Origin of the sequence: Ramlibacter tataouinensis, assembly GCF_001580455.1 — a bacterium.
Taxonomy (GTDB): domain Bacteria; phylum Pseudomonadota; class Gammaproteobacteria; order Burkholderiales; family Burkholderiaceae_C; genus Ramlibacter; species Ramlibacter tataouinensis_B.
Window position 1 is genome coordinate 505,875 of record NZ_CP010951.1, and the last position, 13,534, is coordinate 519,408.

Consider the following 13,534-nt stretch of genomic DNA (forward strand, 5'->3'; position numbering starts at 1 on the left):
GCGCCGGTGGCTATCAGGCTGCAGGGCTAGGCGCGGCCGAGGCCATGTGCTCGTGCACACAACGAGGTCGCAACGACGCCCTGCGGCCTGACAGCCACCGGCCCGAAGGGTGACCCAGGAAACGGGCGCCCTCCGCGTTGCAAATGCTCGCCGGGGCCCCACCCCGGCTGTGCTTTGCGCCTTGATGGCGCCCGTTTCCTGGGTCACGCGAGCCCTCCCATAGCGTTAACAGGCCCTAGTGCGCGCCGGCCGCGGCATCCGCGGCGCCGGCGCCCATGCGCTGGGGCCTGCTCAACCACACCAGCGGGATGAGCAGCAGGAACATCAGCGCCGAGACGTAAAAGATGTCATCGGCGGCCAACGTGAACGCCTGCTGGTTCGCGAGCTGGTTGATCTGCGCCAGCACCTGGTCCGGCGACAGGCCCGCAGCGGACAGGCCGCCCATCGCCGACTGCACCGCGGGGTTGCCGGCATTGACGCTCTCGGCGAGCTGCGCGTGGTGCAGCGACGCGCGGTTCTCCCACAGCGTGGTGGACAGCGAAGTGCCCAAGGCGCCGGCGGTGATGCGGGCGAAGTTGGTCAGGCCCGACGCCGCCGGAATCTGCTCGGGGCGCAGCCCGGACAGCGTGATCGTCGACAGCGGGATGAAGAAGAAGGCCATCGCCACGCCCTGGATGATGGTCGGGATCATGATGGTCGCGTAGTCGGCCTGCGTCGAGAAGTGCGACCGCAGCCAGAGCACCAGGCCGAACACCAGGAAGGCAAAGGTGACATAGCGGCGCGGGTCGACCTTGCCGATGGTGCGGCCCACGACCGGCGACAGCAGGATCGCCATCAGCCCGACCGGCGCCATGATGGTGCCCGCCGCCGTGGCGGTGTAGCCCATGAACTGCTGCAGCCACAGCGGCAACAGCACCACGTTGCCGAAGAACAGCGCGTAGGCCACGGCGGTGGCCACCGTTCCGGTCCAGAAATTGCGCCGGGTGAACAGGCGCAGATCCACCACGGGGTGCTCCTCGGTCAGTTCCCAGGCCAGGAAGAATGCAAAGCCCACGGCAGCGACGACGGCGAGCCCGACCACCAGGCCCGAGTGGAACCAGTCGTACTCCTTGCCGATGTCCAGCATGATCTGCAGCGCCGCGATCCAGGTTACCAGCAGCGCCAGGCCCACCGCATCGATTGGCACCTTGCGCGTCGCGCTCTCGCGCTTGCGGTAGATGGACCAGCACGAGAACGCAGCCACGATCCCGACCGGCACGTTGATGTAGAAGATCCAGGGCCAGCTGATGTTGTCGGTGATCCATCCGCCCAGCAGCGGTCCCATGACCGGCGCCACCAGCGTGGTCATGGCCCACATCGCCATCGCCAGGCCCGCCAGCGCGGGCGGATAGCTCGAAAGCAGCAGCGTTTGCGACAGCGGGATCATGGGCCCGGCCACGAAACCTTGCAGCGCGCGAAAGGCGATCAGCGTCGCCATGTTGGGCGCGAGCCCGCACAGCCAGGAGGCGATCACGAACAGCACGACGCTGGCGACAAACAGGCGCACCTGGCCGAAGCGCTGCGACAGCCAGCCGGTGAGCGGCACCGAGATTGCATTCGCCACCGCGAAGCTGGTGATGACCCAGACGCCCTGGTTGGGGCTCACGCCCAGATCACCCGCAATCGCGGGCAGGGACACGTTGGCGATTGACGAGTCCAGCACGTTCATGAAGGTCGCCGTCGACAGGGCGATCGTGCCCCAGACACGGGCCGATCCCTGCAGCGGCTGCAGCGCGGAAGCCGGAGCCGTCATTTCAATGCGCCGTGGAAGCGGCGGCTTCCGCCACTTGCGGACGCGCTGTCAGGCCCTTGGCTGCGCGCGCCTGGGCGGTCGGGCTGCCCCGGCCCAGGTTGGCGGCGATGACGCGCCTCACTTCGGCGTCGGCGCCCTTGCCCTGCGAATCGAACACCTCGGTCTGCGCCAGCACCGTGGCCCGCGGCGCATCGGCGAGGGTCCGGCCGTCCTGGCGGGTGACGTCCACCTCGGCCGCCATGGACAGGCCCACGCGCAGCGGGTTGGCTGCGATCTCCTTCGGGTCCAGCGCGATGCGCACCGGCACGCGCTGCACGACCTTGATCCAGTTGCCCGTGGCGTTCTGCGCCGGCAGCAGCGCGAATGCCGAGCCGGTGCCCGCACCCAGGCCCGCCACCGTGCCGTGGTATTCGACCTTGCGGCCGTACAGGTCGGCCGTGAGCCTGACCGGCTGGCCCAGGCGGATCTTGCGCAGCTGCACTTCCTTGAAGTTGGCGTCGACCCAGACTTGCTGCAGCGGGATGATGGACATCATCGGCGCGCCGGCCGCCACGCGCTGGCCGAGCTGCACGGTGCGCTTGGCGACGTAGCCATCCATCGGCGCCGGCAGCGCGACGCGCTGGGTGGCCAGCCAGGCCTCACGCACCTTGGCCGCCGCGGCCTGCACGCTGGGGTGCTGCTCCACCGTCGTGCCTTCGGTCTGCGCCTGGTTGCTCGCCAGCTGCTCGCGCGCGGCCGTCACGGCGGCCTGCGCCGCCGCCAGCGTGCTCTTGGCGTTGGCCAGCTGCGACTGGGCATGGTTCAGTTCCTCGGTCGAGACGGCGCCGTTGCCGGCCAGCGACTGCCGGCGGCGATGGTCGTCCTCGGCGCGCGCCACCTCGGCCTGCGCCTTGCCCACGTCCGCCTCGCGCAGGCTCACCTGCGCCGCCAGCGAGCCGTTGTTGGCATACACCATGCGCACCTGGCGCACGGTCTGCGCGAGGTTGGCCTCGGCCTGCTCCAACGCGACCTTCGCATCCGCCGGGTCGAGCTGCACCAGCGGCTGGCCGGCCTTCACGAAATCGGTGTCGTCGGCGTGGATGGCCATCACGGTGCCGCCGATCTGCGGGGTGATCTGCACCACGTTGCCCTGCACGTAGGCGTTGTCGGTTTCTTCGTAGTGGGCGGCCACCAGCCACTCGTAGGACCCCCAGGACAGGCCGGCCAGCGCGACGACGGCGGCGATGGACAGCAGCGCCTTGCGGCGGCGCGGGTTGCCGGCGCGCTGCGCGGGCGCCGGCGTGGTGTTCTCTTGTTGATTGCTCATGATCTGTTCCTGCCTGAGTTCATTTCGTGGCGACGGCCGGTGCGGCGCGCTCGCCCTGCCAGCCCCCGCCAAGCGCGCGGATCAATGCGACCTGCGTGTCAAGCGCACGGGCGGCGAGGTCCACGCCGAGTCGGCGCTGGTTCAGCACCGCGGTCTCGGCAGACAGCACGTTGAGATAGGTGCCCAGGCCCGCCTGGTAGCGTTGCAGCGCGATCTGGTAGGCGGCTTCCGCCCCTGCCTGCGCCTCGCGCTGCTGGGCCTGCTGACGCGTGATGGACTGGAGCGAGGCGACCTGGTCGGCCGTGTCGCGGATCGCGTCGAGGACGGCGCCGTTGTAGCTTTCCACGGCCGCGTCGCGGTCCGCCGCGACGCCGCGCAGGTTGGCGCGCAAGCGGCCGCCTTCGAAGAGGGGCAGGCGGATGGCCGGGCCCACACCCCATTGCCGGCTGCCGGGGTCCAGCAGGGGCCCCAGCCCGAGACTGGACAAGCCGGCGAACGCGACCAGGTTCACGTTGGGATAGAACTGCGCTTTCGCGTTCTGCAGCTCATGGCCGCTGGCTTCGACGCGCAAGCGCGCCGCCGCGATGTCAGGGCGCCGGCCCAGCAGGTCAGCGGGCAGCTCCGCAGGCAGCGCGATGGCTTTCGCCCCCGACAGCGAAGGCGTGGCCTGCACCGGGCGGTTGCCCTGCCCGGTCAGCGCGGCGATCGCGTGGCGCGCAATCTCGGATTGCTCGCGCAACGCCTCGATCTGCTGGCGCGCCTCGGGCAAGGCGCTTTCGCTTTGCCGCAGCTCGAGCTGGCTGTCCAGCCCGGCCCGCACGCGGTCCTGCACCAGGCGCAGCGTCTCGTCGCGTTGCGCCAGCGTGCGCTGGGCGACCTTCAGCTGGTCCTCCACGCGTGCCAGATGAAACCAGGCACGCGCCACGTTGGCGGCCAGCAGCACGCGCGCGGCCTGCGCATCGGCCTGCGCCGCATCCGCGGCCCGCAGCGTGGCGTCGAGCGCCGCGCGGTTCTTGCCGAAGAAATCGAGCTCCCAGCTGGCTTCGATCTGCAAGGTGCCGGTGTCGACGATGGACCCGGCCAACGGCGGCGGGAACAGGCCGTGCTCGGTGAAGCGCTGGCGCTGCAGGTCGATCGCGCCGCCCACCTGCGGCAGCGTCGCCGCTCGGGCGCCTTCGGTCGCCGCCTGGGCGCGCGCCAGGCGCGCCTGCGCGATCTTCAGGTTGGGGTTGCCCTCGAGCGCCTGTGCGATGAGCTGGTCGAGCTGGGGGTCGCCGAAGTCGCGCCACCATTCGGCCGCCGGCACGAAGGCTGGCGCCGCCGCGCCGGGCGCCAGACCCACGGATTCGGCCGTGCGCAGGGTCGATTGCGGTGCGATGCCGGCCATGTCGGCGCAGCCGGCGAGCGCCAAGGCTGCCACCAGCACGCCCGGGCGGGCGCGCTTCATCCAATGTGTCATTGTTGTTGTTCCTGCCTATCGGCCTGGAGTTGCCGCGCGTTGTCGAGGACACGGCGCAGCATGTCTTTCAGCAGTTCCCACTCCTGCACCGAGAAGCCGCGCATGTGATCGTTTTGCACGCGCGACAGCGCGGCGGGGATCTTGCTGGCGGTGGCGCGTCCTTCGTCCGTGAGTTCGAGGTTGACCACGCGACGGTCTTCGCTGGAGCGCACGCGGCGCAGCAGCCCCTTGGTTTCGAGCCGGTCGAGCGTACGGGTCATTGCACCCATGTCGAGGTGGCATTCGCGGGCCACTTCGGCCACCGTCGACGCGTGTCCCATGTAGATCTTGAACAACGGCACCCACTGCGCGCTGGTGAGTCCGGACGGCTGCAGCTGGTGGTCGACGGCATCGGCCAGGATGTCCAGGATGCGGCGCATCAGGTAGCCGACGCTCTCCTCCGGCTTGTAGTTTTCCGGCCGGTAGAGCTCGGGCGCGGATTTGGCCGCAGGCACGCGGCGCGCCTTTGGGGTCGTTGTCATGGGTGGCGATATTAATTGCCTAGGCAGTTATTGTCAAGGCATCCATTGCCCAGGCAATTCAACGGCTTCCCTCCCCAGCCGCTCAGTACACTGCCTCGATGGCTTCCGCATCCGCGCCGCCGGGCACCAAGGCTTCGCCGCGCGCCTTGTCGGGGCTGCTGCCCTTCGTGCGGCCCTACCGCGCCCGGATCGCGCTGGCCGGCCTGTTCCTGGTGCTGGCGGCGACGGCCACCCTGCTCTTCCCCGTGGCCCTGCGCGGCTTGGTCGACAGCGGGATCGACGCCGTGCAGAAAGGTGAGCAGGTGCTGGCGCTGCGCGAGCATTTCCTCGCGCTGTTCGCGGTGGCCGTGGCCCTGGGCCTGTTTTCCGCCGCGCGCTTCTACATGGTGAGCTGGCTGGGCGAGCGCATCACGGCCGACCTGCGCAACGCGGTCTATGCGCACGTGCTGGAGCAGAGCCCCGAATTCTTCGAGACCACGCAAACCGGCGAGGTGCTCTCGCGCCTGACCACCGACACGACGCTGGTGCAGACCGTCGTGGGCTCGCAACTGAGCCTGGGGCTGCGCAATTCGGTGATGGGCCTGGGGGCGCTGGCGATGCTGGTGTGGACCAATCCCTATGTGATGACGCAGGTGCTGCTCATCCTCGTGCTGGTCGTGCTGCCCACCATGTGGTTCGGCCGGCGCGTGCGGCGCCTGTCGCGCGCCAGCCAGGATCGCGTCGCCGATTCCAGTGCGCTCGCCGCCGAGGTGCTCAACGCGATTCCGGTCGTGCAGAGCCACAACGCCGAGCCGCGCGAAGCGCAGCGCTTCCGCGACGCCACGCAGGGTGCGTTCGAAACCGGCATCCGGCGGACGCGGGCGCGCGCCGCGCTGGTGGCCTTCATCATCATCGGCAACGCGGCGCTGCTGCTCTGGGGCCTGTACCAGGGCACGCAGGCGGTGATCGCCGGGCGCATCACGGCCGGGCACCTGGGCGCCACGGTGGTGTACGTGATCATCCTGGCCGGTGCCGTGGCCGTGCTGGGCGAGGTGTACGGCGACCTGCTGCGCGCCGCCGGGGCGACCGAGCGGCTGATGGAACTGCTGGAGGCGCGTTCACCGGTCACTTCGCCGGCTCGGCCCCAGGCCATGGCCCCCGCACGCGGCGCCAGCGCCGTGCGCTTCGAGCAGGTGACCTTCCACTACCCCTCGCGGCCGGCGACGCCGGCCCTGAAGGACTTCAGCCTGCAGGTCGAGCCGGGCGAAACCGTGGCGCTCGTCGGCGCCAGCGGCGCCGGCAAGAGCACGGTGTTCCAGCTGCTGCTGCGCTTCTACGATCCCGGCGAGGGGCGCATCCTGATCGACGGCGCCTCCACGCGCGAGGTGGACCTGTGTGCGCTGCGCGCGCGCATGGCGATCGTGCCGCAGGAAGCCGTGATCTTTTCGGCCAGCGTCCTGGAGAACATCCGCTACGGCCGGCCCGGCGCCGGCGACGACGAGGTGGTGGATGCCGCCCGGGCGGCCTTCGCGCATGATTTCATCACTGCCCTGCCAGAGGGCTACGGAAGCTTCGTCGGCGAACGCGGCGTGCGGCTGTCAGGCGGGCAGCGCCAGCGCATCGCGATCGCCCGCGCCATTCTCAAGAACCCGCCCCTGCTGCTGCTGGACGAAGCGACCAGCGCGCTGGATGCGGAGAGCGAGCGCATGGTGCAGGCCGCGCTGGAATCGGCGATGCGCAACCGCAGCACGCTGGTGATCGCGCACCGGTTGGCGACGGTGCAGAAAGCCGACCGCATCGTGGTGCTGGACCACGGCCGCATCGTGGAGCAAGGCTCGCACGACCAGTTGCTGGCCCGGCAAGGGATCTACGCGCGCCTGGCGGCGCTGCAATTCATGGTCTGAGCCGGCGGCGCCTGCTGGACTACTGCAGCGGGCCCTTGAGGCCCTTGGGCACCGGCAGGGGCAGCACGCCGATGCCCTCTTCCAGCAGCGCCTCGGTCTCTTCGCGCGAAGCCTGGCCGCGGATGCCACGCTCCTCGGACTCGCCATAGTGGATGCGGCGCGCTTCCTCGGCGAATTGCTCGCCCACATCCTCGGTGTTCGCCATGACGTGCCGCACCAGCTTCAGCCATTCGGCCTGGACGTTCGCATCAGCCGTCATGACGTCGCGCTTGGGTTGCGGCTCAGCTGCGCCCAGATTCAGGCGTGGCGCGCTGGGCATCTTGCTGACGCCGACGTCGCCGCAGATCGGGCATTCCACCAGGCCGCGCGACAGCTGCTCCTGGAAGCCATCCTCGGAGCCGAACCAGCCTTCGAAGGCGTGGTGCAGCGAGCACTGGAGGTTGAGAACCTTCATGGCCGCACCGCCCGGCCGCCCCAAGGTGCGCCAGCCCCCTCGGAGGGCAGTGCGTACACGAAGTGACAAGCGTGGGGGCTCACAGTCATACCAGCTTGAATTATCGCTGCCAGTCGAGTTTCCATGCCCCCGACAGGACATTCTGCAGCCACATCGCGCCGATCAGGGTCTTGGAATCGGTGATCGCCCCATCGCGGCACCCGTTGAGCAGCTCTTGCGGCGTGGCAGTGAACACTTCCAGGAACTCGCCTTCATCCAGTTGCGGCCGGGTCAGCGTGAGGCCGCGGCAGAACCAGATCTCGATGAACTCGGTCGAGTACGAGATCACCGGGTGCAGCACGCCGGCGCGCACCCACTCGCGCGCGCTGTAGCCGGTTTCTTCCAGCAGCTCGCGCTGGGCGCAGGCCAGCGGGGCTTCGCCCGGATCGATCTTGCCGGCCGGGAACTCGATCATGACCCGCCCCATCGGGTAGCGGAACTGCCGCTCCATCACGAGGCGGCCGTCGTCCAGCAGCGGGATCATCATCACCGCGCCGGGATGGACCACGTACTCGCGCGTCGTCTCGCCACCGTTGGGCAGGCGCACCGTGTCGCGGAACGCATGCAGGAAGCGCCCCTTGAGGATCTCCTGGCCCGCGACTTTTTCTTCGATGAGATGGCGGTCTGGCGTCAAGGCGGCGGCCCTTTCAATGCCTGTGGCGCAGAAGATAACGCCAGACGAACCCGGGGAAGGCAAAAGTGACGAACAGCGCCGCCGTGACGGCATAGAACTGCCAGCCCTGCGGCGACACCTGGCCCGCCCGCTGCTCCAGCAGCACGCCCAGGCCGCCGACCAGCAGATACAGCAGCACCAGTTCCGCCAGCCGCACCGCCAGTGACTTGGGGCGCGACAGCGGCACCACGCCCAGCAGGCGCTGGTTGATGAAAGGCAGGTTGGCCGCGACCAGCGCGGCCACGATCACGAGCCAGATCGAGGCGGATTGCGACATGCGGGCGGGCGCGAATCAGCCGCGCATCGTCAGGTCGCGAGCGTCTTGATGATGGCCTGGGCGCACAGCGTCATCAGCCCGCCGGGCAGGATGCCCAGGATCAGCACCAGCGCGCCGTTGAGCGACAGCACCACCCGCACGTCCGCCGGGGCCGAAACGGTCGTCGCCGTGATCGGGGCGTCGAAGTACATGACCTTCACCACGCGCAGGTAGTAGAACGAGCCGATCAGCGACATCACGACGGCGAACACCGCCACACCGATGTACATCGCCTGGCCCGAGGCCACCAGCGCCTGCAGCACCGACAGCTTGGCGTAGAAGCCGACCAGCGGCGGCACACCGGCCAGCGAGAACATGCAGATCGACATGATCGCGGCGTACAGCGGGCTGCGCTCGTTCAGGCCGGCGAGGTCAGAGATCTCCTCGCTCTCGAAACCCTCGCGCGCCAGCAGCAGGATGATGCCGAAGCTGGCCAGCGTGGTGAGCACGTAGGTGACGATGTAGAACATCGCCGAGCTGTAGGCGTTGGCCGCCAGCGCGGTGTCGGCGGTGCCGGCGCCCTTGACCACGCCCGCCAGCAGGCCGAGCAGCACGAAGCCCATCTGGCCGATGGTCGAGTAAGCCAGCATCCGCTTGAGGTTGGTCTGCGCGATCGCGGCCAGGTTGCCGATCAGCAGCGAGCCGATTGCCAGGATCAGCAGCATCTGCTGCCAGTCCACGGCCAGCGGCAGCAGGCCTTCGACCAGCAGGCGGATGGCAATGGCGAAGGCCGCCAGCTCCGGCGCGCTGCCGATGATCACGGTGACCGCGGTGGGCGCGCCCTGGTAGACGTCAGGGATCCACATGTGGAACGGCGCGGCGCCCAGCTTGAAGGCGAGGCCGGCGACGATGAAAACCAGGCCGAACACCAGCACCTGGTGCTTGACCTGCCCGGAGTTGATGATCTTGAAGACGGTGCCGACGTCCAGCGAGCCGGTGGCGCCGTACAGCATCGACAGGCCATACAGCAGGAAGCCGCTGGCCATGGCGCCCAGCACGAAGTACTTCATGGCCGCCTCGGTGGCCACGGCGTTGTCGCGGCGCAGCGCCACCAGCGCGTAGCTGCACAGGGTGAGCAATTCCAGGCCGAGGTAGATCACCAGGAAGTTGCTGCCCGAGATCATCACGAACATGCCCAGCAGCGCGAACATCGACAGCGTGAACATCTCACCGCCGCGCAGCATGTCGCGGTCGCCGGCGTAGGGGCGGCCATAGACCAGGCAGACCATCATGGCCAGCGCGGCGAAGCACTTGAGCCAGTTGCCCATGGGATCGCTCACCACCATGTTGCCAAAGGCGTAGAAGGTCTGGTCGGCCGCGGCCAGCGAGCCGGTGACCCAGGCCACGACGGCCAGCGTGGCCATGGTGAGCCAGTAGGTCAGGTCGCGCAGGCGCGTCTTCACGCCCAGGTCAATCATGGCCACCACGCAGGCCATGGTGAGCAGCAGGATTTCCGGCGTGACGACGGAGAGGCTGGTGTTGTCGAGCATCTAGTTCTTTCAGAGCTTGCTCGTGGCCACGTGCTTCAGCAGGTCCGCCACCGAGGCATTCATGACGTCGGTGAAGGGCTTCGGATGCACGCCCATGTAGAGCACGGCGATGGCCAACAGGCCAAGCATGAGGAATTCGCGCGCGTTGATGTCGGTGAGCTGGCGCACGTCGTCGTTGGCGGGCGCGCCCAGGTACACGCGCTTGAACATCCACAGGGTGTAGGCCGCGCCCCAGACCAGCGCCGAAGCCGCCGCCAGGCCGAGCCAGAAGTTGGCCTTGACGGTGCCCAGGATCACCATCCACTCGCCCACGAAACCCGCCGTGGCCGGCAGGCCGCAGTTGGCCATGGCGAACAGCAGCGAGAAGGCCGCGAAGTTGGGCATGGTGTTGACCACGCCGCCGTAGGCGGCGATCTGGCGCGAGTGCACGCGGTCGTACAGCACGCCGATGCAAAGGAACAAGGCAGCCGAGACGAAGCCGTGGGAGATCATCTGGACCAGCCCGCCGGAGACCCCGAGGTCGCTGAAGATGAAGAAGCCCAGCGTGACGAAGCCCATGTGCGCCACCGAGGAATAGGCCACCAGCTTCTTCATGTCCTGCTGCACCATGGCGACCAGGCCCACGTAGATGACGGCGATGATCGACAGGCCGATCATCAGCCAGGCGTATTCATGCGAGGCGTCGGGCGTGACCGGCAGCGAGAAGCGCAGGAAGCCGTAGGCCCCGAGCTTCAGCATGATGGCCGCCAGCACGGCCGAGCCGCCGGTGGGCGCTTCGACGTGCACGTCCGGCAGCCAGGTGTGCACCGGCCACATCGGCACCTTGACGGCAAACGCCGCGAGGAACGCGAAGAACAGCAGCGTCTGCGCGGGCATGGGCAACGCCAGCTTGTGCCAGGCCAGGATCTCGAAGCTGCCGCCGGCCTTGGTGTACAGGTAGACCAGCGCCACCAGCATCAGCAGCGAGCCCAGCAGCGTGTACAGGAAGAACTTGAAGGCCGCGTAGATCTTGTTCGGGCCGCCCCAGATGCCGATGATCAGGTACATCGGGATCAGCGTGGCTTCGAAGAAAGTGTAGAACAGGATGCCGTCGAGCGCGCAGAACACGCCGATCATCAGCCCCGAGAGGATCAGGAACGCACCCATGTACTGGTTGACGCGCTCGGTGATCACCTCCCAGGCGGAGATCACCACCACCACTGTGATGAAGGCCGTCAGCGGGATGAACCAGAAGGAGATGCCGTCGATGCCCAGGTGGTACCAGACGTTGAAGCGCTCGATCCAGGGCGTCTTCTCCACGAACTGCATGGCGGAGGTGCCGTTGTCGAAGCGCGCGTACAGCGGCAGCGTGACGATGAAGCTCACGATCGACCCGATCAGCGCCAGCCAGCGCACGGCGCGCGCCTGATCGTCCCGTCCGAGCGCGAGCAGCACGACGCCGAAGAAGATCGGCGTCCAGATGGCGAGGCTCAGCAAACCCATTGTTGTAGTTCTCCGCTCTGCTTCACTTGTTGAGCCACACGAACCAGGTCATCAGCACGAACACGCCGATGATCATCGCGAACGCGTAGTGGTAGATATAGCCGGTCTGCACCCAGCGCACCACGCCGGCAAACCAGTTCACGCTGCGCGCGCTGCCGTTGACCATGGCGCCGTCGATCACGGCCTGGTCGCCGCCCTTCCACAGGCCCACGCCCAGGCCACGCGCCGCGCGCGCGAGCACGTTCTCGTTGAACCAGTCGAAGTAGTACTTGTTCTCCAGCAGCGTGTAGACCGGCTGGAACATCCTGCGGATCGCCGCCGGCACCGCCGGGTTGACCAGGTACATGTACCAGGCCGCGACGACGCCGGCCAGCGCCAGCCAGAACGGCAGGGTCGTGACGCCATGCAGCGCCATCTGCAGCGGGCCGTGGAACTCCTGGCGCAGCACCGACATCGCCGGGTGCTTGTCGCCGTCGACCACGATCGCGTCCTTCAGCAGGTTGCCGAACAGCATCGGGTCGATCGTCAGGAAGCCGATCACCACCGACGGGAAGGCCAGCAGCAGCAGCGGTGCCGTCACCACCCAGGGCGACTCGTGCGGCGTGTAGTGCTCGTCCTGGTGGTGATGCGGGTCGGGCTCTTCGGACGGATCATGCTCGTGCGCCGGGATCTGGTCGAAGCGCTCCTTGCCGTGGAACACCAGGAAATACATGCGGAAGGAGTAGAAGGCGGTGATGAAGACGCCGGCGGTCACCGCCAGGTAGGCGAAGCCGGCGCCCGGCACGTGGCTCGCGTGCACCGCCTCGATGATGCTGTCCTTCGAGTAGAAGCCTGCGAACAGGGGCGTGCCGATCAGCGCCAGCGATCCCAGCAGCGAGGTGATCCAGGTGATCGGCATGTACTTGCGCACGCCGCCCATCCAGCGGATGTCCTGATTGTGGTGCATGCCCATGATGACCGAGCCGGCCGCGAGGAACAGCAGCGCCTTGAAGAAGGCGTGCGTCATCAGGTGGAACACCGCCACCGAATAGGCCGAGGCCCCGAGGGCCACGGTCATGTAGCCCAGCTGCGACAGCGTGGAGTACGCCACCACGCGCTTGATGTCGTTCTGGATGATGCCCAGGAAGCCCATGAACAGCGCCGTGATCGCGCCGATGGTGATGACGAAGGACAGCGCCACGTCGGACAGCTCGAACAGCGGCGACATGCGCGCCACCATGAAGATGCCGGCCGTCACCATGGTGGCGGCGTGGATCAGCGCCGAGATCGGCGTCGGGCCTTCCATCGAGTCGGGCAGCCACACGTGCAGCGGGAACTGCGCGCTCTTGCCCATCGCGCCGATGAACAGGCAGATGCAGATCACGGTGACCAGCATCCAGTTCGTGCCCGGGAAGCCGAGCTTGGCCAGCTCGCCGGCCTTGGCGAAGGTCTCGGCATAGCTCAGGGTCCCGGCGAAGGCCGCGATCAGGCCGATGCCCAAAATGAAGCCGAAGTCGCCGACGCGGTTGACCAGGAAGGCCTTGAGGTTGGCGAAAATGGCACTCGGCTTGTTGTACCAGAAGCCGATCAGCAGGTAGGACACCAGGCCCACCGCTTCCCAGCCGAAGAACAGCTGCAGGAAGTTGTTGCTCATCACCAGCATCAGCATCGAGAAGGTGAAGAGCGAGATGTAGGCGAAGAAGCGGTTGTAGCCCTCGTCCTCCTCCATGTAGCCGATGGTGTAGATGTGCACCATCAGCGACACGAAGGTCACCACGCACATCATCATGGCGGTGAGGCCGTCGATCAGGAAGCCGATCTCCATCTTCAGGCCGCCGACCACCATCCACTCATAGATGGTCTGGTTGAAGCGCGCGCCGTCGTGGCCGACACTCCACATGGTCATGGCCGAGATGACGAAGGCCACGGCGACACCGAGGATGGTGAAGGTGTGCGACAGGCCACGGCCGATGCGGTTGCCGCCGAAGGTCGTGCCCAGGACGCCGGCGAGCAGCGAGCCCGCCAGCGGCGCCAGCGGGACCGCCAGCAGCGTGGATGCGTTCAGGGTCTGGCTCATTATTGGACCGTCCGCCGGGCCGCCCCAAGGACGGGATGCACCCCCCCGGGGGGCAGCGAGTAC

Annotated in this window: 11 protein-coding genes; 1 reads left to right on the forward strand and 10 read right to left on the reverse strand. The window is 67.9% G+C overall.

Going from position 1 to position 13,534, the window contains the following annotated elements:
- Window positions 1-235: 235 nt before the first annotated feature.
- From UC35_RS02410 to UC35_RS02425, 4 genes are read right to left on the reverse strand one after another with little or no spacing between them, the layout of a single operon-like run.
- Window positions 236-1,792: a DHA2 family efflux MFS transporter permease subunit gene (locus tag UC35_RS02410; RefSeq protein WP_061495827.1), complete on the reverse strand. Its 1,557-nt coding sequence runs from the start codon at window positions 1,790-1,792 to the stop codon at window positions 236-238.
- A gap of 1 nt (window position 1,793) precedes the next feature.
- On the reverse strand, window positions 1,794-3,098 hold the full coding sequence (locus UC35_RS02415) for an efflux RND transporter periplasmic adaptor subunit (protein ID WP_061495829.1): 1,305 nt from the start codon (window positions 3,096-3,098) through the stop codon (window positions 1,794-1,796).
- Between the two features lie 19 nt (window positions 3,099-3,117).
- Complete coding sequence (locus UC35_RS02420) at window positions 3,118-4,545, reverse strand: efflux transporter outer membrane subunit (protein ID WP_061495831.1); 1,428 nt, start codon at window positions 4,543-4,545, stop codon at window positions 3,118-3,120.
- An 8-nt stretch (window positions 4,546-4,553) separates the two neighbouring features.
- Entirely contained in the window at window positions 4,554-5,078 is a 525-nt protein-coding gene (locus UC35_RS02425; RefSeq protein WP_061495833.1) for a MarR family winged helix-turn-helix transcriptional regulator, read from the reverse strand.
- Window positions 5,079-5,176: 98 nt separating this feature from the next.
- Here UC35_RS02425 and UC35_RS02430 point away from each other — a divergent pair, with 98 nt between their 5' ends.
- Window positions 5,177-6,961 (forward strand): ABC transporter transmembrane domain-containing protein, encoded by a 1,785-nt coding sequence (locus tag UC35_RS02430; RefSeq protein ID WP_061495835.1) that lies wholly within the window; start codon window positions 5,177-5,179, stop codon window positions 6,959-6,961.
- Window positions 6,962-6,980: 19 nt separating this feature from the next.
- On the opposite strand, the gene UC35_RS02435 is transcribed toward UC35_RS02430, so the two are convergent.
- From UC35_RS02435 to nuoL, 6 genes are all read right to left on the reverse strand, one after another.
- Complete coding sequence (locus tag UC35_RS02435; RefSeq protein WP_061495836.1) at window positions 6,981-7,415, reverse strand: DUF1178 family protein; 435 nt, start codon at window positions 7,413-7,415, stop codon at window positions 6,981-6,983.
- 100 nt (window positions 7,416-7,515) lie between these two features.
- Window positions 7,516-8,088 (reverse strand): NUDIX domain-containing protein, encoded by a 573-nt coding sequence (locus tag UC35_RS02440; RefSeq protein ID WP_227820436.1) that lies wholly within the window; start codon window positions 8,086-8,088, stop codon window positions 7,516-7,518.
- Window positions 8,089-8,101: 13 nt separating this feature from the next.
- Complete coding sequence (locus tag UC35_RS02445; protein WP_061495839.1) at window positions 8,102-8,404, reverse strand: DUF2818 family protein; 303 nt, start codon at window positions 8,402-8,404, stop codon at window positions 8,102-8,104.
- A 29-nt stretch (window positions 8,405-8,433) separates the two neighbouring features.
- Complete coding sequence (gene nuoN, locus UC35_RS02450; RefSeq protein ID WP_061495841.1) at window positions 8,434-9,933, reverse strand: NADH-quinone oxidoreductase subunit NuoN; 1,500 nt, start codon at window positions 9,931-9,933, stop codon at window positions 8,434-8,436.
- A 9-nt stretch (window positions 9,934-9,942) separates the two neighbouring features.
- Window positions 9,943-11,415 (reverse strand): NADH-quinone oxidoreductase subunit M, encoded by a 1,473-nt coding sequence (locus UC35_RS02455; RefSeq protein WP_061495843.1) that lies wholly within the window; start codon window positions 11,413-11,415, stop codon window positions 9,943-9,945.
- A 22-nt stretch (window positions 11,416-11,437) separates the two neighbouring features.
- Window positions 11,438-13,471, reverse strand: a complete 2,034-nt coding sequence (gene nuoL / locus UC35_RS02460) for an NADH-quinone oxidoreductase subunit L (protein WP_061495845.1) — start codon at window positions 13,469-13,471, stop codon at window positions 11,438-11,440.
- Window positions 13,472-13,534: the final 63 nt, after the last annotated feature.

Bases quoted from the DNA above. Each gene is read 5' to 3' on its own strand.
- UC35_RS02410 (WP_061495827.1), bottom strand. From the start codon at position 1,792: ATGACGGCTCCGGCTTCCGCGCTGCAGCCGCTGCAGGGATCGGCCCGT.
- UC35_RS02420 (WP_061495831.1), bottom strand. From the start codon at position 4,545: ATGAAGCGCGCCCGCCCGGGCGTGCTGGTGGCAGCCTTGGCGCTCGCC.
- UC35_RS02425 (WP_061495833.1), bottom strand. From the start codon at position 5,078: ATGACAACGACCCCAAAGGCGCGCCGCGTGCCTGCGGCCAAATCCGCG.
- UC35_RS02430 (WP_061495835.1), top strand. From the start codon at position 5,177: ATGGCTTCCGCATCCGCGCCGCCGGGCACCAAGGCTTCGCCGCGCGCC.
- UC35_RS02435 (WP_061495836.1), bottom strand. From the start codon at position 7,415: ATGAAGGTTCTCAACCTCCAGTGCTCGCTGCACCACGCCTTCGAAGGC.
- UC35_RS02445 (WP_061495839.1), bottom strand. From the start codon at position 8,404: ATGTCGCAATCCGCCTCGATCTGGCTCGTGATCGTGGCCGCGCTGGTC.
- UC35_RS02455 (WP_061495843.1), bottom strand. From the start codon at position 11,415: ATGGGTTTGCTGAGCCTCGCCATCTGGACGCCGATCTTCTTCGGCGTC.
- nuoN (WP_061495841.1), bottom strand. From the start codon at position 9,933: ATGCTCGACAACACCAGCCTCTCCGTCGTCACGCCGGAAATCCTGCTG.
- UC35_RS02415 (WP_061495829.1), bottom strand. From the start codon at position 3,098: ATGAGCAATCAACAAGAGAACACCACGCCGGCGCCCGCGCAGCGCGCC.
- nuoL (WP_061495845.1), bottom strand. From the start codon at position 13,471: ATGAGCCAGACCCTGAACGCATCCACGCTGCTGGCGGTCCCGCTGGCG.